Raw genomic sequence first — 22,380 nt, 5'->3', positions numbered from 1 at the left:
CCGTTTAAAAAATGATGGCCAATCTGGCACTGGCTACTTTTGCATATGGAATGACGTACTGCTTCTTGACGGTTTGAATGACAAGCTCCTCGTTATCAAAGGATTCCAGTTTGCCTTCAAACTCTTTCAATCCGTTAATCGGCTCGTATACGGTAACAAACACGTTCTTGCCAACAGACTTCGCAACATCCTCTTTCTTCTTCAGAGGACGTTCCGCGCCAGGAGAAGAGACTTCAAGAAAATAAGCTGTCGGAATCGGATCGTTCTCGTCCAGCTTCTGGCTCAAGTATTCACTGATCAAACCGCAATCGTCAATGTCAATGCCGCCGTCTTTGTCAACAAACACGCGCAGGAACCAGTTGCTTCCTTCCTTAACGTATTCCACATCTACCAGTTCAAAGCCGTGTTCATTCAAATACGGCTGCACCATTTCTTCCACAGTCGTTTTAATCTTTGATGTGCTCAAAGAACATAACCTCCAACTTCATTTCCTATATACCAAAGAGTAAAGAGTGGGTTGCCCCACTCTTTACACAACGGTTTTATCTCCATGATTACCAAAAAAATTATAACATAGTCTGGTAATAGTGACAAGTATGACTCCTTGACTGTCAAGGCGTCATGGCAATTAAAGAATGACAAGAATTAGAACAATGATAACTGATTACTCTCCGGCAGACCACGGAAGCAGCCCATCTGGGTTAACAGCTCCACCGCGGTTTTACTCGCCTTCGATTTTTGCTGGAAATCCTCAATGGAGAGGAACTCGCCGAATTCCCTCGCGGCGGCAATGTTGCGGGCCGCGTTATCCCCGATCCCCTGCAAGGCCGAGAATGGCGGAATGAGTGAATTTCCATCCACCTTGAATCTTAGCGCATCCGACTGATAGAGGTCGATATTCTTAAAGCTGAATCCCCTTGCGGTCATTTCCAGCGCCATCTCCAAAATCGGCAGCATTCCTTTTTCCTTCGGACTCGCTCCAAAACCCAGCTGCTCGATCTCTTCAATGCGCCGGTATATCGCTTCATAGCCCTGACAGCATAATTCAATGTCAAAATCCTCGGCACGTACCGAGAAGTACGTTGCGTAATATTCAATCGGATAATACAGCTTGAAGTAAGCCGTTCGCACCGCTGAAATAACATATGCGGCGGCGTGGGCTTTGGGGAACATGTACTGGATTTTGAGACAGGAATCAATGTACCACTGCGGCACTTTGCATCTCTTCATCTCGTCGATCCATTCCTGCGACAGCCCCCGGCCTTTACGCACGCTTTCCGTGATCTTAAATGCGAGGCTTGCGTCCATACCGGCCTTATAGATCAGAAATAACATGATATCGTCACGACAGCCGATTACGGTTTTGATGTTGCATGTGCCATTCTTGATTAACTCCTGGGCATTGCCAAGCCAAACGCCGGTCCCGTGGGACAGGCCCGAAATTTGCAATAAGTCGGCAAAACTCGATGGCTGGGATTCAACCAGCATCTGGCGAACGAATTTTGTCCCCATCTCCGGAACACCGAATGTAGCCACAGGCGAGCGTATTTGCTCTGGCCTTACACCCAGGGATTCCGTGGAGTTGAACATACTCATGACCTTCGGATCATTCATCGGAATGGTGGTTGGATCCACCCCGGTCAAATCCTGAAGCATTCTCATCATGGTCGGATCATCGTGACCGAGTATATCCAGCTTGAGAAGATTCGCCTCAAAGGCATGATAGTCAAAATGCGTTGTTTTCCACTCGGCGTTGACGTCATCCGCCGGAAACTGCACAGGCGTTATCTCTTCCACCTCGATATAATCCGGTACAACAACAATCCCGCCGGGATGCTGACCCGTGCTCCGCTTAACGCCGGTACAGCCTGACGCAAGCCGGTTCAATTCCGCACCGCGCCAGCGCTTGTTGTTGTGCTCCTCATACTTCTTGGCAAAACCAAAAGCCGTCTTTTCTGCCACGGTACCGATGGTGCCGGCACGGAATACATTCTTCTCACCAAACATCTCCTTGGTGAAATTATGGGCAAGCGGCTGATATTCACCGGAGAAGTTCAAGTCAATATCGGGAACCTTGTCCCCTTTGAAACCGAGGAACGTTTCGAAAGGTATATCCTGTCCCTCGCCTTTCATCATGTTTCCGCACTCCGGACATGCTTTGTCGGGCAAATCGAAACCGCTCGGCACGCTGCCGTCCAGGAACCATTCGCTATGCTTGCAATCACTATTGATGCAAATATAATGAGCGGGGAGCGGGTTAACCTCGGATATGCCAAGGAATGTGGCGACAACGGAAGAGCCTACCGATCCCCGCGAGCCTACCAAATAGCCGTCCCGGTTCGATTTTTTAACCAGTTTCTCGGAAATCAGATAGTTCGCTGAGAAACCGTATTTGATAATCGGCTCCAGTTCTTTCTCCAGCCGCGCGACCACGACTTCAGGCAAGTTCTCCCCATAGATCGACTTGGCCGTATCGTAGCAAGTGTTACGAATCTCTTCATCCGCACCCTCAAGGATTGGAGTAAACAGTTTATCCGGGAATAACTCTAATTCTTCAAAGCGGTCCGCGAGCTCGTTTGTGTTAGTCACAACAACCTCATAACATTTGCTCTGACCCAAGAACTCGAATTCCTCCAGCATCTCTTCCGTGGTCCGGAAATGGGCATCCGGCTTGCGCAAATCCTTGAGCGGGCTGAAACCGGTAATGCCATGAATGGTAATATCCCGAAACAGCTTGTCCCGTGGTTCGAGATAATGCACATTCCCTGTAGCAATGACCGGCTTGTTCAGCTTCTCCCCGATGCGTACGATTTTGGAAATCGCCGTTTTAATCTCTTCGGGGCTGCCGACCAGTCCCTTATCCACGAGGTGCATGTACATCGTCAAAGGCTGAATCTCCAGAACATCGTAGAAATCTGCGATTTCTTCGGCCTCCTCCTCCGTCTTGTTCAGCACCGTTTCGAAGAACTCTCCCTTTTCACAGCCGGACAGCACGAGCAACCCATCCCGCATCTCTTGAAGTTTGGATTTAGGGATGCAGGGCACGCGCTTGAAATATTGGGTATGGGACATGGAGACCAGCTTGTACAGGTTTTTCTTGCCAGTCATGTTCAGTGCATAAATACCGCAGTGGAATGGACGCGTGTTGGACAGATCTGTCCCAACATAATCGTTAAGGCGGTCCAGCATTTTGACGCCTTTTGTTTTTTCCACATCGCCAAGCAGTCCGTTCAGAATCCCTGCCAGCGCAACTGTATCATCAATCGCACGGTGATGGCTCTCCAGTAGAACCTTATACTTGTCAGCCATGGTGTTAAGACGGTGATTCTTGAGTCCCGGATGCACAAGACGGGCCAGCTCCAGCGTATCCAGATACGGATTGTCCAGGGTATCCATGCCTGCATTCTTCAATGCTGCCTGAATGAAGCCCATATCAAATCGCGCATTATGCGCCACGAGCACGGCATCGCCTACGAAATCCACAAACTCTTTGAGCACCGGCTCCAGCTCGGGGGCATTCTTAACCATATCGTCATTGATGTTGGTCAATTGCTGGATGTGATACGGAATTCTCTCGTGCGGGTTCACAAAGGTAGCGTACCGGTCAATCTCTTTACCTTCGTTCATTTTAACGGCTGCAAGCTCGATGATTTTATTTGCGGTGATGGACAAACCAGTAGTCTCAATATCAAACACCACATAAGTCGCACTGCTGAGTTCAATCGGCTGTGCCTGTTCCACGATGTTGACGGCATCATTCACGACATTGGCCTCGATGCCGTACATCATTTTGATCCCGTGTTTCTTGGCATTCTTGGCTGCATCGGGATAACACTGAACACCGCCGTGATCGCTTACGGCAATGGCTTTATGGCCCCAACTGGCCGCTGTCTTGATATACCGGTCGATCGGCGTGACGGCATCCATGGTGCTCATCGTTGTGTGAAGGTGGAATTCCACCCGCTTCTCGGCTGCATTATCCTTCCGGCTCGGGGGAGAAGGCACCTCTTCCAGATCCGACGGAATCATAACAAGTTCCGGTACCTGCATGAAGCGGTCATATTCCACACGTCCGCGCGCCTTCACCCACTTGCCGTTTTCAAGCAGGCTCAATACCTTAAGTTCATCCTTCGTCTTGCCAAACATTTTCATTTGCAAGGAATCACTGAAATCTGTCAGATAGAATGTGAATAACGTACTGCCGTTGCGAAGCTCCTTACGATCCAATCCGAAGATGGTCCCCTGAATCGTAATTTTCTTCTCTTCGTCTTGGATATCCTGGAGCGGAACCGGCTGATCCTTGATATCATACCCGACCTGCAGCCGAACCGCGCCCTCTTCCTCATCCTCCGCATCCAGCTCAGCTTCCATGCTGCTCATGATCTGCTCGATGACCTCGCGCTCTTCCTCGCGCTTCTTCTGCTCGAACTCCTCATAAGCCGCCTGACCGTTATCTCCAACCTGCATTTTCACACGCAGCGTCAGATCAAAGTATTGTCCGAAGAAACGGGTAATGGCTGCATCGATCTGCTTCTTGCGGGCAAGCTCAAGTGACATGCCGTCCGACATGGAGAGAAGGACTTGTCCATCCTCCACCTCATGTTTGGCCCTTGTCATCCACCCATTCACCGAAGGAATTTCCCGATGGGCCCATTCCAAAAACAAACTCCAGTATTCTTGCACGATATCTGCTTCAGGAACGCTGCTCCCATACCGGAATACAAATTTGATCTTGGCGATATGGCTCATCTTCTCCTGAATCCTCAGACAGAATGTACGGTAGACCTCGGACGGAACCAAGGTGTCCTTAAGAACGGTTATTCTCCAGTCCTTGCTCGCCCGACTTGTCTCTACTTGCTCAATCACGCCATCCAAAAAATAGGGTTCCACCAGATTGGCCGGAACTTCTCCCTGCTTCATCAGCAGTTCAAATCGCTTCCTTTTATCTTCTGTTGTGCCCATGGTTCCCTCCCCCTGCAATGCACAAAACTATAAAAATTCTTCTCCCAGCATACATTCTCAGAAAAAAACAGAATAAAGCCTCCGCCGGCAGCACCCATTCGTCCTGCTCCAATAAAGAGAGCGTCCGCCATACTGCCATCCGGAAGCTTACTCCAGATGATGAACTCCGGGATTTGACGGAGGCCCTGCCTTCGCCGAACCTATCCCGCTGAATTCATAATATCGATATACTAGTACGCTCTAGCGAACAAAACAGTATGCTTCGCAGCTTCACCACATACGAGGCACTTGGTTTTCTTCTCAGCCGGTTCAAAAGGAATATTTCGGCTTGTAGCACCGGTTTCTTGTTTCACCGTATCTTCACAAGCTTCCGATCCGCACCAACCTGCCAATGTAAAGCCGCGTTTCTCTTCCATGCTGTCTTTCATTTCATCCAGTGTCTCTACCGAATAGAAATGGTCTTCACGGAACTGCTTCGCACGCTCAAACATTTCTTGGTGCACCTGCTCCAGCATGTTCTGCACTTCCTGCGTCAGGTTTGCCTGCTCTACTATTTTCTTCTCACCCGTAATGCGTGAGACCAGCACGCAGACACCATTCTCCATGTCACGCGGTCCAATCTCCAAACGTACCGGTACTCCGCGCATTTCATATTCATTAAATTTCCAGCCTGGACGCACATCCGGATTGTCATCAACCCGCACACGAATACCGGCAGACTTCAGTTCACGGAACAGCTCGTCCGTACGTCCTACAACAGCCTCTCTTGTCTTCGGAGGACCAATCGGGATCATGATCACTTGAGTCGGTGCGACTTTAGGAGGAAGCACCAAGCCCCGGTCATCCCCATGGACCATAATGAGGGAACCGATCAGACGTGTGCTGACACCCCAGGAAGTGGTATGTGCATATTCCAATGTATTTTCACGGTTCAAATATTGAATTTCAAAGGCTTGCGAGAAATTGGTGCCCATGTAGTGAGAGGTACCCGCTTGAACAGCCCGTCCGTCCTTCATCATCGCTTCGATGGAGAACGTATCAACAGCTCCTGCAAATTTCTCCGAAGGAGTCTTCTGCCCTTTAATGACCGGAATCGCAAGATAATCCTCCACAAACTGCTGGTAGATATCGAGCATTTGCATAGTTTCCCCTCTGGCTTCCACTTCCGTCTCGTGAGCGGTGTGGCCTTCCTGCCATAAAAACTCACTTGTACGCAGGAACGGCAATGTGCGTTTTTCCCAGCGTACCACGTTCGCCCACTGGTTAATCAGCACAGGGAGATCACGATAGGATTGAATCCATTTGGAGTACATATGCCCAAACATCGTCTCCGAAGTCGGACGGATAGCCAGACGTTCTTCAAGCTTCTCTCCAGCTGCTTCCGTTACCCAAGGCAGCTCAGGGTTAAAGCCTTCGACATGCTCCTTTTCCTTCTGGAAAAAGCTCTCGGGAATAAAAAGAGGGAAGTAGGCGTTCCGGTGTCCCGTTGCCTTAAAGCGACGGTCCAACTCTGCTTGAATATGCTCCCAAATTTCATAACCGTCCGGTTTGAAAACGATACATCCTCTGACTGGAGAATAATCCATCAAGTCGGCTTTTTTGATGACATCGATATACCAGCGCGAGAAATCTTCCCCTTGCGGCGTGATCTCTGTCACGAATTGTTTATCCTTCGATTCCTTAGACATATAAATCGTGTTCCTCCCATTAATAAAAACGCGTGGTCTTTCGCTCCTGATTCAGGGGCTTGACTTACGTTATTTTGGCAATATGTGTGAGCAAGCCGACATTGAAGTCAGCCTTGTTTAATTGTAAAAATATGTCCTGCACTAGGATTCTCCCCGAAATAGAAAAGGTACGGCTCTGATGCGGCTGGCGCACCGAGCCGTACCTGGGGTCTATCCGTTAATCAATCGTAGTATATCGTTATAGGTTACTGCAATCATGAGCAGGAACAGCATTGCAAACCCGACAAAGTGAACCATGCCTTCCCTGTTCGGATCAACAGGTTTACCCCGTAAAGCTTCGATGCCTAAGAATACAAGCCGGCTTCCATCCAGTGCCGGAATCGGCAGCAGGTTGAATATACCTAGATACAAGCTTAATATTGCCGCCCAGTAGGTCAGCTGTTCAATGCCCTGTTTTGCAATTTGGCCTGTGACCTCAAACGTTCGTACAGGACCGCCAAGGTCGTCCATCGAGAACTTCTGAATCAACTGCCTGAATCCTTGGAAGATGATATTGGTTGTGTCTACCATCGCTGTCCCGGAGCCGGTAATCGTCTCACCTAGACCGGCGGATCGAGTAGGAAGTTCAGGAACAATCCCGACCTTACCGCCTTCCTGTCCCTCCATCGTGCGAGGGGTTAACGTCAGATCGAAGGATTCCTCTCCCCGTCGTACCGTCCATTCCATCGGCTTGTCCTGGGAAGCCGCAATCAATTCGATCATCTTCTGATAATCGGCACCAATGGCGGTTCCGTTAATACTCTCGATGATGTCGCCTTCCTTGAGGTCGGCTTCGTCTGCAGGCATGCCTTTGGTGATCTCGCCAATCTGCACATAAGTTGGATTATCCACCGGAATTCCGGCCATTTGAATGTGCAGGGCAAAGAGGATGAAGGCCAGGATGAAGTTCATGACAGGGCCTGCAAATATCGCAAGCGCTCTTTGACCAACGGTCTTGCTGCCGAACTGACGGTCTCTTGGTGCGATCTGCGTCTCAACACCTTTGGCAACCGTCAGCGCCTGTGGATGGATTTCATATTGCTGGAATTCACCATCCACATCAAGCCTTACCGATAAACGATCGACCATATCCATGAACTGAACTTCACCGCGAATGACATTTTTGCGGTTGTCGAGTTGATCCAGGTAAATCTTCTTCACTTGATTCTCTGCATTCAATCGAACCGCAATCGTCTGACCAGCCTGAATCTCGACAAGTTCCGGATCTTCTCCCGCCATGCGGGCATATCCCCCGAATGGAAGAAGACGAAGCGTGAACTGGGTTTCATGGCGTTTATATGAGAACAGCTTTGGACCAAATCCAATCGCGAACTCCCGAACCAATATTCCGGCACGCCGGGCAAAATAATAGTGCCCCCATTCGTGCACGGTAACAATAACAAAAAACATGAGCACCGTTAAAAAAACGACCCGAACCATTTCCAATTCTTTACATCCCCCTTTTCCTCTGAGAACGCAGTATGTCCCTATAGATTATCATTATTCTCCTATCGTCCACAAGAGAATCACAAATCGTCAGCTTTTTTTCAAGGGAGATTTCAAAAACAGCTTCAATTCCTATAGTCGGGAAGCTAATTCACGTGCTAGCCGATCACTCTCTTCAATCGTCTCCAGTGCCGGCTCCGGTGTGTTGTCATGACCATGCAGCACTTCTTCTATAATCTCTTCGATCCGCAGAAAAGAGATTTCACTGCGCAGAAACCGGGCAACGGCAATTTCATTGGCTGCATTAAATACCGTTGGTGCTGTCCCACCCATTTTACCACATTCATAAGCAAGCCTTAAACAAGGAAAACGTTCAAGGTCCATTTCCCGGAAGTGAAGCTTGCCCGCCTCCGCCAGAGATAGCCTTGGAGCTGGCGAAGACCAACGTTCCGGATAGGTCAGCGCGTATTGAATCGGTACCCGCATATCCGGATTGCCAAGCTGTGCGATGATGCTGGAATCGCGGAATTCTACAAAGGAATGGATAATGCTCTCCGGATGAAGAAGAACGGAAATGTTGTCATACGGAATCTGATAAAGCCAATGGGCTTCCATCACCTCTAACCCCTTGTTCACCATGGTGGCTGAATCTATCGTGATTTTCGCCCCCATAGACCAGTTGGGATGTTTAAGCGCGTCCTCCACTGTGACATGGACCAGCTGCTCACGCGTATAATCCCGAAAAGAGCCTCCGGATGCCGTCAAGGTAATCCTTTCAATATCCTCCTGCCGTTCTCCATTCAAGCATTGGAAGATAGCGGAATGCTCACTGTCGATAGGCAGGAGTTTTACCCCTTTGGCCGCCGCACGAGCAGTAACCAGGTGACCTGCAGTCACGAGGGTTTCCTTATTGGCAAGTCCGATCGTTTTCCCCTCTTCAATCGCTGCAAGCGTAGAAGGGAGGCCCATGCTTCCAACAACGGCTGTAACGACCAACTCCGCGTCCGTCCCTGCCGCTATCTCTACCAGCCCTTCACGGCCGTAGTAGATTTCTGTTCCAGCGGGAAGCTCGTGTCTGATTTTGTCGGCAAGCTCTTTCGAAGCAACCGACACTTTTCGCGGAGCAAATTCCTTAACCTGCTGAAGCAGCAAATCCGAATTGCTTCCTGCAGCCAGACCCTCCACCTGAAATTCTTCCCGATGCATTCTCACCACGTCCAAGGTCTGCGTACCAATGGAACCGGTGGAGCCGAGTATGCTGATTTTCTTCATGCACATCTTTCCTTTCATCAGTAAGGCAGGAGACTCAATATATGTACGAACGGAAATACAACGATCCAACTGTCACATCGGTCCAGTATTCCTCCATGTCCGGGCAGCAATTTGCCTGAATCCTTGATGCCATACACCCGTTTATATGCGGATTGTACCAAATCTCCAAGCTGACCGATTACGGCGCAGGACAACCCGATTAGAATCGCTTGTCCAGCTGCCAAGAATCCGTCAGAGAAGAATGAAAAAAGCAAAGAAGTGAACACGGCGATGACAACTCCGCCTACCGCACCTTCAATGGTTTTGTTCGGACTGATGGAAGGCCATAATTTGTGGCGACCCATTGCACGGCCGACAAAATAGGCTCCTGCATCACTTGCCCAGATGGAGGCCAACAGCAGGAAAGTCCAGAATATTCCATGACCGTCAGGAGCATGTCGCGATTCGGCAATGAAGGAAAAACCGATTCCGATATAAGCTGACGCCAAAAACAATAATGAGACCCGCTTAATATCAATCACATTTTTTGTGAACACTGTCGCCAGCAGAAACAAGAGCAGCAGGAGCCACAGAACATGCTCCCACGGGATCTGAAAATCCAACTGAAGCGGACCCCATGGGAATACAAACAACAGCACCCCCGCGTACCCTATCCATGCCGTTCCTCCGAACGGTGCCGTATTGGTCATGCGCAGAAACTCATAATAACCGATTAGTGCCATCGCCAGAATAAGAAGATGGTACCACAGACCGCCTATGAAACATAATCCTAAAAAGACCGCTCCCGCTATAATTCCGGTAATCAATCGCTGTTTCAAAACGTTCCATCCTCCATCGGCTACGACAGTCCACCGTAGCGTCTTGTTCTTTGTTGGTATTCGGCTATTGCCTCCACCAAGTGATCCTTGGTGAATTCCGGCCAATATGCGTCAGTAAACCATAACTCACTATACGCCAGCTGCCATAACATAAAATTGCTCAGACGCAGCTCGCCGCTTGTACGGATCAGTAAATCCGGATCCGGCAATTCGCCTGTGAGGAGCCGCCTGCCAATCAGTTCCTCTGTAATATCCTCAGGACGAAGGATTCCGTCACTTATTTCTTGTCCAAGCGCTTTAAAACTTTCCGTGATCTCTTTACGGCTGCCGTAATTGAGCGCAAAGTTAAGCACAAGACCGTTATTGCCGGCTGTCTTCGCAACAGCTTCTTCCATCGCGGACACGGTATGGGACGGAAGTTCTTCCGGATGCCCCATCATTCTGACCTGAACATTTTTCTCAATCAGCTCTTCAAGCTCAATAGCCAGGAACTCTTGCGGAAGCTTCATAAGAAAATCGACCTCATCCTTCGGACGTGTCCAGTTTTCTGTAGAAAAAGCATACATCGTCAATATTTTAATTCCCAAATCATCTGCAGCAATGGCTGCTCTTTTAACAGCCTTCATGCCGTTCTGATGGCCAACGATCCGCGGCATACCGCGCCGTTTCGCCCAACGTCCATTACCATCCATGATGATAGCTACATGATGAGGGATGTTGTCCGGAGAGAGCTGATGCGTCTGCTGACTGTCCTCCTGATTCAACCACGATCGAACCCGTTTGATCATTCCATTTCCTCCAGGCATCTTTCTGCAAAAAAAGAGACAAACCCCACCATAAACCGGAGGGGCCACAAGTCTCTTATACTTCCATGATTTCTTTTTCTTTGGCAACGAGGACTTTGTCGACTTCTGCGATAAATTTATCCGTCGCTTTTTGGATATCTTCCTGATGTCTCCGGGACTCGTCCTCGGAAATATCCGTTTTCTCCAATTTTTTGATGTCATCGTTGGCATCGCGGCGAATGTTGCGGATGGCCACTTTCGCTTCTTCGCCGAATTTCTTCGTCATTTTTACCAGTTCGGTTCTGCGCTCTTCCGTCAGAGCAGGAACGACGAGACGAATTTGATTGCCATCGTTCGCCGGTGTCAATCCAATATCCGATTTCATGATCGCTTTCTCGATATCGGCCAAGGACGACTTGTCCCAGGGCTGAATCATAAGCGTTCTGGAATCCGGCGTACTGATGTTCGCCAACTGATTGAGCGGAGTTGGTGCTCCGTAGTATTCAACCGTGATCCGGTCCAGCAGCGCCGGCGCTGCCCGCCCTGCGCGCAGAGTTGCCAGGTCACGTTTCAAAGACAGGATCGCTTTTTCCATGCGTTCTTCTGCATTCTTTTTCACCGATTGCGGCATTAATCTACACTCCCTTTAACGATCGTTCCGATCTTCTCGCCCAGAACGACGCGCTTGATATTACCTTGCTCCGTGATAGCGAAGACGATGAGCGGGATGTTGTTGTCCATACATAACGATGAAGCTGTAGAGTCCATTACCCCAAGGTTTTTGTTCAATACGTCTAGATACGTCAGCTGCTCGTACTTCTCGGCAGTTTCATCCTTAAATGGATCAGCAGAGTACACTCCGTCCACCTTGTTCTTCGCCATGAGAATCACTTCTGCTTCGATTTCCGCTGCGCGAAGCGCTGCAGTCGTATCGGTGGAGAAGTAAGGGTTACCTGTTCCTGCCGCAAAAATGACGACACGGCCTTTTTCCAAATGCCGAATGGCTCTGCGGCGGATATATGGCTCGGCAATTTGCTGCATTGAGATAGAGGTTTGTACCCGAGTCGGCACATCGATCTGCTCCAGGGCATCCTGAAGAGCCAAAGAGTTCATCACCGTGGCGAGCATTCCCATATAATCCGCCGTTGCACGGTCAATTCCGTTCGCGCTGCCGGCGATACCACGCCAGATGTTTCCGCCGCCGCATACGATAGCGACCTCAACACCAAGCTCGACCACCTCACGAACCTGCTCAGCGATCGATGAGATCGTCTCAGCATCAATACCATATCCATTCTGCCCTGAAAGGGATTCCCCACTGACTTTCAATATCACTCGTTTATATACAGGCTGTTCCAAATGATAACCCTCCACTTTAAGACGGCGCCTAAGAATACGACGCCCGTTTGAAAAACGACAGACAGACACACCGGCACTGCTTGACGGTTTATAAAAATCGGGTAAAAACATCCGTCTCAAGTAGAAACTTCTGGTCGTCTAATTAAGACTTGATTCCATTCTTTCTAGTGAGATAAGGGTAGCCTTCACTCCGAGTTTATAACAATCTTATCTCTCTTTATGCCTTTTATATCTCTTAAAAAAGAAGGAACACAGGTGTGTTCCACTCTTTTCTATACTTATATTAGCCTATTCGGCTTATTTATTCACCTGGGCCATAACTTCCTCAACGAAGTTGTCTTGTTTCTTCTCCAGGCCCTCGCCCAGCTCAAAGCGAGCAAAACGACGAATGGAGATGTTCTCACCGATCGTGCTGATTTTTTCGTTAAGCAGCGTGTTGATCGTTTTGTCCGGATCCTTGATGAAGGATTGCTCAAGCAAGCAATACTCTTCATAGTACTTGTTGATACGGCCTTCAACCATTTTTTCAACGATTTTCTCAGGCTTGCCTTCGTTCAAAGCTTGGTTCTTCAAGATTTCTTTTTCTTTCTCAAGCTCTTCCGTTGGAACTTCTTCACGACGAACAAATTTAGGATTTGCAGCAGCAATATGCATTGCGATATCGCGAGCAAACTCTTTAAATTGATCTGTTTTGCCTACGAAGTCGGTTTCACAGTTGATTTCAACGAGAACGCCAATACGTCCGCCGCCGTGAATATAGGATTCTACAACGCCTTCAGTTGCAACGCGTCCAGCTTTGTTAGCTGCTGCTGACAAGCCTTTCTCACGAAGTACCGCGATCGCTTTGTCGATATCACCATTTGTTTCATCCAGCGCTTTTTTACAATCCAGCATGCCTGCGCCTGTTCTTTCGCGAAGTTCTTTTACCGCACTAGCTGATACTGCCATTAGAATTCCCTCCAAATTGGTATGATGAAGTGTGCTTTCTGACCTGAAGACAAAATGTCTGCACACCCGCTCTTCAAGAAGCCAGACTGCTTTAAGTATTCGTTTCCTTGCGAAATCAGGAGCGCAACTGATGAGCGTTATTGGCTCTGACATCTTAAAAAAAGGGCAGTGAGAGGTTATCCACCTACCAACCACCCTTTTCATTTAATTCATTCTTTATACGTTTAATCCCGATTAAGCTGTTGTTTCTTCACCTTGGTGAGCTTCAACAACGGCATCAGCCATCTTACCAGTCAACAATTTAACCGCGCGAATCGCGTCATCGTTACCTGGGATTACATAGTCGATTTCATCCGGATCACAGTTCGTATCAACGATACCTACGATTGGGATACCCAATTTGCGAGCTTCCGCTACTGCGATGCGCTCTTTACGAGGATCGATAACGAACAATGCGCTTGGAAGACCCTTCATGTTCTTGATACCGCCCAGGAATTTCTCAAGACGATCTTTCTCTTTGCGGAGAAGGATGACTTCTTTCTTAGGCAATACTTGGAACGTGCCGTCTTCTTCCCAAGCTTCGAGTTGCTTCAAGCGATTGATACGCTTTTGGATCGTTTCGAAGTTGGTCAAAGTTCCGCCGAGCCAACGTTGGTTGATGTAGTACATACCGCAACGCTCTGCTTCTTCTTTCACGGAATCTTGAGCTTGTTTTTTCGTGCCGACGAACAGGATTGTACCGTTCTCACCAGCTACGTTTTTCACGAAGTTGAATGCTTCTTCAACTTTCTTGACCGTTTTTTGCAGGTCAATAATGTAGATACCGTTTCTTTCAGTGAAGATAAATTTATCCATTTTCGGGTTCCAGCGACGAGTCTGGTGACCGAAGTGAACGCCAGCTTCCAAAAGCTGTTTCATGGAGATTACTGCCATCTTCACGCACCTCCTAAGTTTGGTTTTTGTGTGTCCCTCCGCCAAGATCATTTTTCATTAAGACTCCCAATCCTGGAAGCACCCTCAACGAAATCACTCTGGCGTGTGTTTTAACACCGTCAATTACTATAACATAACCATGGGCAGGTTGCAATTCTTTTGTGTTCTAAACGAGGTTCAGAGGATCAACGGTCGGACAGGGCCCTATAAAGAAAAAAACCACTCTCAACCAGGATGCTAGTTGGAGGGTTTTGCTGTGATTTTTGTAATAATCGAATTGTAACTCTCGCCTGCTGTAAACGAATAGGTCCCGCTCTGGATCGATGTGTTGATTTTTTTCTCCGTTGCTTTATTGATGAATGCCTGTTTGTTGTCAATCACGCCGGCGCTCAAAAGGTGACTTGCCACATCACTTAGGTTATTTCCAGCTCGAATATTGACTTTGATGGGGGCATTAGCCTTAACAGGTGTCTTCGGCTCCGCCGGCTTGTTTACCTCTTTGGGTTTCTGGTCTTTGCCATCCGCTTCAGGTTTCTCCGGCTGTTCCGGTATATCCGGCTGCTTCGTTCCTATTTCCTTGGCCTTATCCGATCCTTCGGTCTCTGAAGAACGCTCACTGAGCTTTTTCTCTTCCCACTGGTCCGCGGTCAACAGCTCTTCCGAGTGTTCAATCACTTGCATGTCCAAAGCTTCCGCAGCAGCCATCAGCTGCTCCTTCGTTAAATCCTTTGTATCCGATGCGGTTGATCCTTGACCGATCCACATCAGCTGGAGCAGTATCGCGCCGACAACAAGACCGCTGCCAAGGCCCATCATAAATGTACGGTTCTTGATCACGCGGACTCCTCCTGTTTGGCTAATTGAATAATAAGCTGAACCTCGCCTCGCTGAAGCCCCGTCGCCTTGGCAATCATATCGATGGATTTCCCTTGCCCATGCAGATCAAACAGCTCCGCGTACCTGGATTTGATGGAGTCGACCGGAGGAGACACTTCTGCCTCTGAAGAAGCGGCAGCCCGATCTGCAGACAAGGAAGCGGCATGAACCAACTTGTCCTCCGTCGTTCGAAGACGGGTTTCGGATTCAATCATTTTCTGCTCCATTACAAGCATGCGTTGACGCAAATCACTCACCTGCTCTTGCTGTTCCTGCTGCTTTGCACGAAGCTCTTGCTTCATTTGACTTACCAGCTCTACAAGCTGCTCGTTCTCGTTCTGGATTTCCGCCATGTACCCTTCAAGCGTGTTCTCCACTTCTTTTACAACCCGCTCGCTGGATACACTCTCTTCACGGCGTTTCGGCAGCATAAAAGCATACAGCACCGCCGCTACGCCAAGCAGCACGATATATATCCACGGTCCCAAATCCATTAACTCCTTTGTGCCAATAAATTATCTAGAGAGAAACATCAAAATTCCTGCCTTTATAGGGATGCTCCGCCGGCTGCTCCACAGATTCGCCCGATTCGGATGATCCCCGTTCTTGCTGTCCTGGAGACTGACGGCTCCCGTCATCACGAACAGCTGTCTCCGCTGTCTCGCTAACTTCCGTGCTTCGCTGTGCTTCCGCGCGGCTGTTCTTGATCTGTTCCCCGGCAAGCAATGTCTGATCGTTCATGGGGCGCTGCTGGAACTCATTATGGATTTTGCCCGCTTCGTTGGTTCTTGGTACTGCGATTTGCATTTCTACCGATTTTAAACTCAATGGAATCACCTCATAGCCAGGATCATATCCACAAGCATTTAATATGTCTGTTCTACCCTACAATAACGGCACCATGGTGATATCTCCTTCATGATAGTAAAAAGAAACCCGCTGTGTGGGGTCCTTAACAAATCGGGTATACCTCCCGATGACAATTTTGGCGCCGCCGTAGATCGTCTTTACCACATTAACTCTCGCTTTGCCAGTATCCTCAAGCATCTTCTCGATTTCGAGCATACGGTCTTTAATATCCGCTTGTTCGGCCACATTCGATTTCTTGGTAGCATTCAGCTTAATGCGCAGCGCGAGTTTGTCTGGCGACAACTGGCCTGACGAAGCCAACTGATTCAGTAGATAAAGTGCTTTATCCGTTTTATCCATACTCTCAATCGACAGCTTCAGCTGCGCTCTCAGATCCGCCAGTTCATTCCGCAGTTCGGGAAGAACCCCAACCTCGATGACGGTAGCAGTCGACATGGTATTTCCGATCGTCCGGGCTACTACTTTCTCCCCGGCCTGCAGGACGCCGCCTACGACGAGACCCTTCATGCCGTTGCACTCGATGTTCTGAACCGCACGGATATTGGAGTGCATAATGCTCTGCGAGACAAATACGCTAGCACCGGCTATAACATTTCCATCCTGGATAAACGAGCTCTTGACATCCTGTCCAGCCTTTACAAACCCCTTATTATATCCGATTATTCCCCCGGAAATATCGATGGAGCCCTCTGCGTCGAGCTCTGCGCCTTCCACAAAGCCGGTAACACGAATGTCCCCTGCTGCCTTGATTCTGAATCCGGTAAGAACGTTCCCGCGAATGACCACCGTACCGACAAAGTCAATGTTGCCAATACTGTAGTCAACATCGCCATTGATTTCATATACCGGAAACACATTGATTTTTCCCTTTTCCGTTTTGGTCAGCAGCCCGTCCAGCGCCGCATACATTGCGCTTTTCTCAGCATTGACCACAACGTTCTTCCCCACTTTGAAATGAGCTTCCTTGCCTGGTTTACTCGGAATTTCCTCACCGGTAACCGCAGTGCCAGGAACTCCTTTCGTTGGCGGGATTCGGGTTGCAATCAATTGGCCCTTCTTCACATTATTTAAACGAATCACTTCTTTATAATCGACTTTGCCATCTTCGATCTCCAGCGGCTTCAGATTCGTCTGATTCCCCAAATTAACGGTGAACTCTATTTTGCCGTTCTGTCCGTGCATAGGCTCCGTTCCCATTGCAATCGGCGTTCTACTATATTGATATTCCTCCGAATGATCTGCGATTCGTCGCAACGTATCATGTTGAAGTCCGTATCGTACCTGGTGGCTTCTCAGAAATTGTTCAAGAGCTTCTACAGAGCAGGAGAAATCCTTCTCCCAGTTGGTGAACTGTATATAGGCGACGACTTTGTCATCCGATAGCGTAACGCTAAAGTACTGATCCAATGCATAATCTACAGACAATCCAGGAACCCCCTTCATAAATGGCAAGCGTCAGTCGTTTTGCATCAGCAAATCCCGATCTTTATCGAGCGCGCCCCGAAGTCTCAAAATCGCCTTGGAATGAAGCTGTGATATTCGTGAAGGTGATAGCGACATCACTTCAGCAATTTCACTGAGTGATAAATCCTCATAATATAATAAGGAAACTACAGTCCGCTCTTTCGGGGTCAATTTACCGATTCCCTTCATCAGGGCTTCTCGCAGATAAAATTCATGGACCTTGTGATCCGGATTCTTCGCTTTCTCATCAACCAGGAGCGACATTCGGGTCTCAGACTCCTCCTCGCGGATCGGATCCTCCAAAGATGTCAGTGTCATGACCGCCACTTCCTGCAGCATGTGCCGGAACTCCTTCTCGGTCACGTCAAGGTAATCACTCATCTCAGAGTCACTGACGCTGCGTAAATACTTCTGTTCCAACTGCTGATATGCAGTTTCAATTCTCTTCGCCTTCTCACGAACCGAACGCGGCACCCAGTCCCCTTGGCGCAGCGAATCCAGAATAGCACCTCGCACACGCCAGGAGGCATAGGTTTCGAATTGCAAGCCTCGTTTATAATCAAACTTCTCAATGGCGTCAATCAAACCCATTACCCCATTGCTGGCCAAATCTCCCTTGGAAACGTTCTTCGGAAGACCGATGGCTAAACGGCTTGAAACATAATCAACGATGTGCAGATGATATTCGATAAGTTTCTTCTTCGCTTCATGGTCTCCGTCTTCCTTCCATGCGCTCCATAATTCCATATGGTTCAGCACAGAAGCTTTTCGTTCGTCCAATTGCCTTCACCCTCCTTATTTATCCGTAAGGTGACGAACGGCCTTGGCCAGTTCTTCAGGATCTTTCGTTGAAACCAGCTTGGGAGGATTCAGCGGAACAAAGTCACCGTTCTCTTTGCTGCCGGATTCGGAATGAATAAGATCCATCAATTCCCGATCCTCATCAGGTGTGGATAAATCAAGAACGGTTCCTCTCTCCTGCTCGCTCTGCGCCTTTGAGTTCCCAGATCCATTTTTATCAGCTCTCGGTGCAATGATGGCAGCAAGTATCCATTTCAGCGCGAACGCCAGAAGAAACCAGATCGCAAATGCAAGGAGAGCCCGATACATGCTGGTCATCCACAGATTGTTACGTATGGTAAAAATAAAAGTAAACACAAAACCGGCAATTCCAGTCATTATATAAAAACCGAGTTTTCCCATCATGGCTACAATTCCTTTATGCCCTTTTGTACACTGCGTATTGTAAATTTACCCGTTGCACAGTCCAATTCAACGGTTCTTCCATAATTTCCTCCGGTATCCTCCGCGATCAGCGTAATGCCCATCTGCTCCAGGCCTGCTTTGCACGACTCCACATTGCGAGGTCCGATGCGCATGGTATCACCGGAACCGGCAAAAGCAAACATCTGGGCTCCGCCGGCCATTTTGGCTACCATGCGTGCTGGCGAAGCTCCCAAATTCCTCATCTTGTTCAGCAGAATAGGAAGAGCCGTATCCGCGTACTTCGCCAGGTTTAGCTGCCCTTCTCTGGCAATCGCTGAAGAGGGGAGCATCACATGCGCCATGCCACCGATCTTCGTCACCGGATCATACAACGTAAGTCCGACACATGACCCCAGACCGGTTGTACGCAAAATACCGTTTGGACCTGCTACGTTCAGATCCGCCATCGCTACTTTCACTATGCTTTGTTCTTCAATCATGCTCTAAAGGCACTCCTAAAGCTTCGAATATTTGAGCAAATGATTGTGGATCGGGAATCAGGAAGAATTGACCTTCCACCTCGTTCTGCCCTTCTAGAAACGTCGTGTTGATTAAGAGGGCATCGTCTCCCATCTCACCAAACTGTATCAATCCATAACTTAAGATCGCACCCGCCATGTCCATCGCTAACGCAGGAACGGTAGGCGTCATGGACAGATTGGTGAAATCGGCCAGCGAGGATAAATACGACCCCGACAAAATATTTCCGATCTCGCACAGCGCAGACTGCTCCATCTCAGAGAATTGTTCCTCCTCCGACACTTCGATGCCTGCCAGATTCTGCAGCAGGTTCTTCCCCGCTTCCGGACTCATGATAAAAAAGAGATTTCCCGGCGCGCTTCCCTCCACCCGCAAGAATACGGCAAGAACAAGTTGTTCACTACCGCCTACACTTTCCGCGATCTGTTCAAACGGCAGCAGCTGAACTTGGGGAACTGCCATATCAATAGGTTTGTTAAGCAAGCGGGAGAGGGCAGTTGCCGCATTGCCCGCTCCGATGTTTCCGACTTCCTTCAGAACATCCATTTTAATTTCCTTGCTATGCTTAAACAGCTCCACTGTCTATTCCTCAAGACCTTCCAGCTGAATGATCTCCGTTTTGTTTAACACTTCGGACAAATTCAGCATAACGAGAAGGCGCTCCTCTCCTACCTTCGCGACACCCCGAAGATATTTCGCTTTGATTCCGCCCACAACCTCAGGCGGCGAATCAATGCTGTCCGTATTCAGATCGATAACATCGCTTGCCGAATCTACGATAAAACCGACCTGCATGTCATTGACCGCTACGATAATAACCCGTGTCTGATCAGTAGCCTCGATTTCCCCCAGACCAAATCTGCCACGCAGATTGATAACCGGAATGACGACGCCGCGCAGATTGATAACCCCTTTTACAAAAGCATAGGTTTTGGGAACACGCGTAATCGGCATCATGCGTTCAATGGTCTGAACCTTGTCCACCTCAATGCCGTATTCTTCCTCGCCAAGTTTAAAGACGATAACCTTGATTTCTTCTCCCATTAGTAAGTCCTCCTTCAAAATGTGTGGCCTGCCGAGTTAGATGACATCCCATTATTTGATAAATGCATTTGCATCAATGATGAGCGCGACTTGTCCATCTCCAAGGATGGTTGCGCCGGATATCCCTTGAATGGCGGGAAGATATTTGCCCAGATTTTTAATGACGATTTCGCTCTGACCGATAAAGTCATCAATGGTGAGTGCCGCCAGTCGGTCTCCTTTGCGGATCACTACAATTTCAGTTTCTTCTTCCAGCTCTTCATCAAAATCCGGAACTTCAAACAATCGGCTGAGCGAGATGACCGGAATCAGCGATTCGCGGAACTGGATCATCCGGCTGCCGTGTACTTGCTTGATCTGCCCTCGTTTGATAATGGCCGTTTCAACTATTGAGGATAACGGAATCGCATATTTTTCGGATCCCATCCGAATCAGCATGGCGGCGATGATCGACAGCGTTAATGGAAGCTGCACGGAAAAATTAGTGCCTTTTCCTGGCGTCGAATAGATTGTGACGTTTCCGCCCAAGGCAACGATTTTGGATTTAACGACATCCAATCCTACCCCTCGGCCGGATACATCGGATATTTTCTCAGCCGTACTGAATCCTGGTGCGAACAGCAGCTGATTGACCTCATCATCCGACATGGACGCAGCTTCGGCTTCGGTGACAACCCCTTTTTTCAGCGCGTTCTTCAGAATGTTCTCCCGATAGATTCCGCGACCGTCATCCTCGATCTCGATGAAGACATTGTTGCCGCTATGGAATGCTCGCAGATGAACGGTACCGGTTTCCGGCTTGCCCGCCGCGATGCGGTCTGCTACAGGTTCGACACCATGGTCAGCCGAGTTGCGCAGCAAATGAACCAGTGGATCTCCGATTTCATCAATGACCGTTCGATCCAGTTCCGTGTCGGCTCCCGTAATAATCAGGTCAATCTTCTTATCCAATGTTTTGGCAAGGTCGCGAACCATCCTTGGAAAACGGTTGAACACCGTATCTACGGGTACCATGCGAAGTTTCAGAACGATATTCTGCAAGTCGCTGCTGACTCGGCTCATATGCTCAACCGTATCCGTCAGCTCCTGATTCTTCGATTCGGTGGCCAGCTGTTCCAGCCGCACCCGGTCGATAAGGAGTTCGCTGAACAGGTTCATTAATACGTCCAGCCGCTCGATATCAACCCTTATCGTTCTGGACGGGTTGCCCCCCCCAGCATTTCGGGTGGATGCCTTGGACTCTTTGGCCGGAGACGGGGCACTCTTGGTTTCCGCTAGCTTTGTTGCCGCCGGAGCCGTCTCCGCATCTACGGATTTAACAGTTTCCGCTGTAGCGGCACTTTCCTGAACCATCTGCTGCAAGGTTTCATGATCCAGCGCAACAACGGAGGTTGTCTCAATCTCTGAAACGCCCAGAATCTGGCTTTCAATTTCTTCTGTATCTCTTTGCGTTATGTAATACAACGAAAATACGCGATCGAATTCACCCTGTTCAATCTCTTGAACATCCGGATAGGTCTTAACGATTTCCCCGGATCTTTCAAGCGTTTCGAATACCATATAGGCCCGAACCGCCTTGAGCTGGCAATCCTCTCGCAATGTCACTTGTATATAGAGAACCTTATGTCCTTCTGAAATCGACTGATCGAGAACGGAAAATTGAAACTCATCCAATTCAATCCCCTGCACAGCTGCTGCGGAATGGCTCTCATCAGCAATTCCACCGTTAGGCAATGCTCCTTCTCCACGTACAATCGATTGCAAGGAAGCCACAATAGCGGATACGTCCGCCTTGCCGTCTCCGCCTTCTGTAATATCCTGCACCATCGATTCCAGGGCGTCCAAGCTTTTGAAGAGCGTGTCAAAGATAAAATCCTGCATTTTCAACTTTTCGTTCCGGACAAGATCCAGCACATTTTCCATCTGATGGGTGAGGGAAGCCAGATCTTCGTATCCCATCGTTGCCGCCATGCCCTTCAACGTATGCGCTGATCGGAAAATAATCTGTACGATCCCGATATCGTCCGGGTTACTTTCTAATTGAAGCATGTTTTCATTTAATGATTGCAGATGATCATTTGACTCATCAATAAACATTGTCAAATATTGATTCATGTCCATTGAGAGACA

General features: G+C 48.8%; 21 protein-coding genes. All 21 read right to left on the bottom strand.

Annotation, left to right across the window (positions count from 1 at the left end):
* Positions 1–4 precede the first annotated feature (4 nt).
* The gene (gene rimP, locus WDY75_RS11875) at positions 5–466 is read right to left on the bottom strand and encodes a ribosome maturation factor RimP (RefSeq protein ID WP_006211291.1); all 462 of its coding nucleotides are present in this window, start codon (positions 464–466) and stop codon (positions 5–7) included.
* 179 nt (positions 467–645) lie between these two features.
* Positions 646–4,962 carry a PolC-type DNA polymerase III gene (locus WDY75_RS11870; protein ID WP_338842142.1) on the bottom strand — a complete coding sequence of 1,439 codons (4,317 nt, stop codon included), beginning with the start codon at positions 4,960–4,962 and terminating at the stop codon, positions 646–648.
* Positions 4,963–5,192: 230 nt separating this feature from the next.
* Entirely contained in the window at positions 5,193–6,650 is a 1,458-nt protein-coding gene (proS, locus tag WDY75_RS11865) for a proline--tRNA ligase (protein WP_006211292.1), read from the bottom strand.
* Between the two features lie 210 nt (positions 6,651–6,860).
* The gene (rseP, locus tag WDY75_RS11860; RefSeq protein WP_370511098.1) at positions 6,861–8,129 is read right to left on the bottom strand and encodes an RIP metalloprotease RseP; all 1,269 of its coding nucleotides are present in this window, start codon (positions 8,127–8,129) and stop codon (positions 6,861–6,863) included.
* A 138-nt stretch (positions 8,130–8,267) separates the two neighbouring features.
* A complete protein-coding gene (locus WDY75_RS11855; RefSeq protein WP_006211294.1) occupies positions 8,268–9,407 on the bottom strand; it encodes a 1-deoxy-D-xylulose-5-phosphate reductoisomerase in 1,140 nt (379 codons plus the stop codon).
* A gap of 17 nt (positions 9,408–9,424) precedes the next feature.
* A complete protein-coding gene (locus WDY75_RS11850; protein ID WP_036642084.1) occupies positions 9,425–10,225 on the bottom strand; it encodes a phosphatidate cytidylyltransferase in 801 nt (266 codons plus the stop codon).
* Positions 10,226–10,245: 20 nt separating this feature from the next.
* Positions 10,246–11,013: an isoprenyl transferase gene (locus tag WDY75_RS11845; RefSeq protein WP_036642083.1), complete on the bottom strand. Its 768-nt coding sequence runs from the start codon at positions 11,011–11,013 to the stop codon at positions 10,246–10,248.
* Positions 11,014–11,086: 73 nt separating this feature from the next.
* Positions 11,087–11,641: a ribosome recycling factor gene (gene frr / locus WDY75_RS11840; RefSeq protein ID WP_006211296.1), complete on the bottom strand. Its 555-nt coding sequence runs from the start codon at positions 11,639–11,641 to the stop codon at positions 11,087–11,089.
* A complete protein-coding gene (gene pyrH, locus WDY75_RS11835; protein WP_006211297.1) occupies positions 11,641–12,369 on the bottom strand; it encodes a UMP kinase in 729 nt (242 codons plus the stop codon). The genes frr and pyrH overlap by 1 nt, the downstream gene beginning before the upstream one ends.
* Before the next feature lie 297 nt (positions 12,370–12,666).
* Complete coding sequence (gene tsf / locus WDY75_RS11830; protein WP_006211298.1) at positions 12,667–13,317, bottom strand: translation elongation factor Ts; 651 nt, start codon at positions 13,315–13,317, stop codon at positions 12,667–12,669.
* Positions 13,318–13,551: 234 nt separating this feature from the next.
* Entirely contained in the window at positions 13,552–14,250 is a 699-nt protein-coding gene (gene rpsB / locus WDY75_RS11825) for a 30S ribosomal protein S2 (protein WP_036642081.1), read from the bottom strand.
* 237 nt (positions 14,251–14,487) lie between these two features.
* Entirely contained in the window at positions 14,488–15,087 is a 600-nt protein-coding gene (locus WDY75_RS11820) for an endolytic transglycosylase MltG (RefSeq protein WP_063480021.1), read from the bottom strand.
* Entirely contained in the window at positions 15,084–15,620 is a 537-nt protein-coding gene (locus tag WDY75_RS11815; RefSeq protein WP_040680748.1) for a hypothetical protein, read from the bottom strand. The genes WDY75_RS11820 and WDY75_RS11815 overlap by 4 nt, the downstream gene beginning before the upstream one ends.
* 25 nt (positions 15,621–15,645) lie before the next feature.
* A complete protein-coding gene (locus tag WDY75_RS11810) occupies positions 15,646–15,954 on the bottom strand; it encodes a hypothetical protein (RefSeq protein WP_006211301.1) in 309 nt (102 codons plus the stop codon).
* A gap of 57 nt (positions 15,955–16,011) precedes the next feature.
* Positions 16,012–17,421 (bottom strand): DUF342 domain-containing protein, encoded by a 1,410-nt coding sequence (locus WDY75_RS11805; protein ID WP_006211302.1) that lies wholly within the window; start codon positions 17,419–17,421, stop codon positions 16,012–16,014.
* A 30-nt stretch (positions 17,422–17,451) separates the two neighbouring features.
* On the bottom strand, positions 17,452–18,240 hold the full coding sequence (locus WDY75_RS11800; protein WP_006211303.1) for a FliA/WhiG family RNA polymerase sigma factor: 789 nt from the start codon (positions 18,238–18,240) through the stop codon (positions 17,452–17,454).
* A 15-nt stretch (positions 18,241–18,255) separates the two neighbouring features.
* Positions 18,256–18,666: a hypothetical protein gene (locus WDY75_RS11795; RefSeq protein ID WP_063480022.1), complete on the bottom strand. Its 411-nt coding sequence runs from the start codon at positions 18,664–18,666 to the stop codon at positions 18,256–18,258.
* A gap of 2 nt (positions 18,667–18,668) precedes the next feature.
* Positions 18,669–19,166 (bottom strand): chemotaxis protein CheD, encoded by a 498-nt coding sequence (locus tag WDY75_RS11790; RefSeq protein ID WP_006211305.1) that lies wholly within the window; start codon positions 19,164–19,166, stop codon positions 18,669–18,671.
* Positions 19,159–19,752 carry a chemotaxis protein CheC gene (locus tag WDY75_RS11785; RefSeq protein WP_152826462.1) on the bottom strand — a complete coding sequence of 198 codons (594 nt, stop codon included), beginning with the start codon at positions 19,750–19,752 and terminating at the stop codon, positions 19,159–19,161. The genes WDY75_RS11790 and WDY75_RS11785 overlap by 8 nt, the downstream gene beginning before the upstream one ends.
* Positions 19,753–19,788: 36 nt before the next feature.
* Positions 19,789–20,250, bottom strand: a complete 462-nt coding sequence (locus WDY75_RS11780) for a chemotaxis protein CheW (protein ID WP_006211307.1) — start codon at positions 20,248–20,250, stop codon at positions 19,789–19,791.
* Positions 20,251–20,301: 51 nt separating this feature from the next.
* Entirely contained in the window at positions 20,302–22,371 is a 2,070-nt protein-coding gene (locus WDY75_RS11775) for a chemotaxis protein CheA (RefSeq protein WP_063480023.1), read from the bottom strand.
* Positions 22,372–22,380 lie beyond the last annotated feature (9 nt).

The sequence above is a fragment of the Paenibacillus glucanolyticus genome (assembly GCF_037333485.1).
In the GTDB taxonomy this organism is placed as follows: Bacteria; Bacillota; Bacilli; order Paenibacillales; family Paenibacillaceae; genus Paenibacillus_AQ; species Paenibacillus_AQ glucanolyticus.
This window is presented reverse-complemented; position numbering and strand designations above follow the sequence as displayed.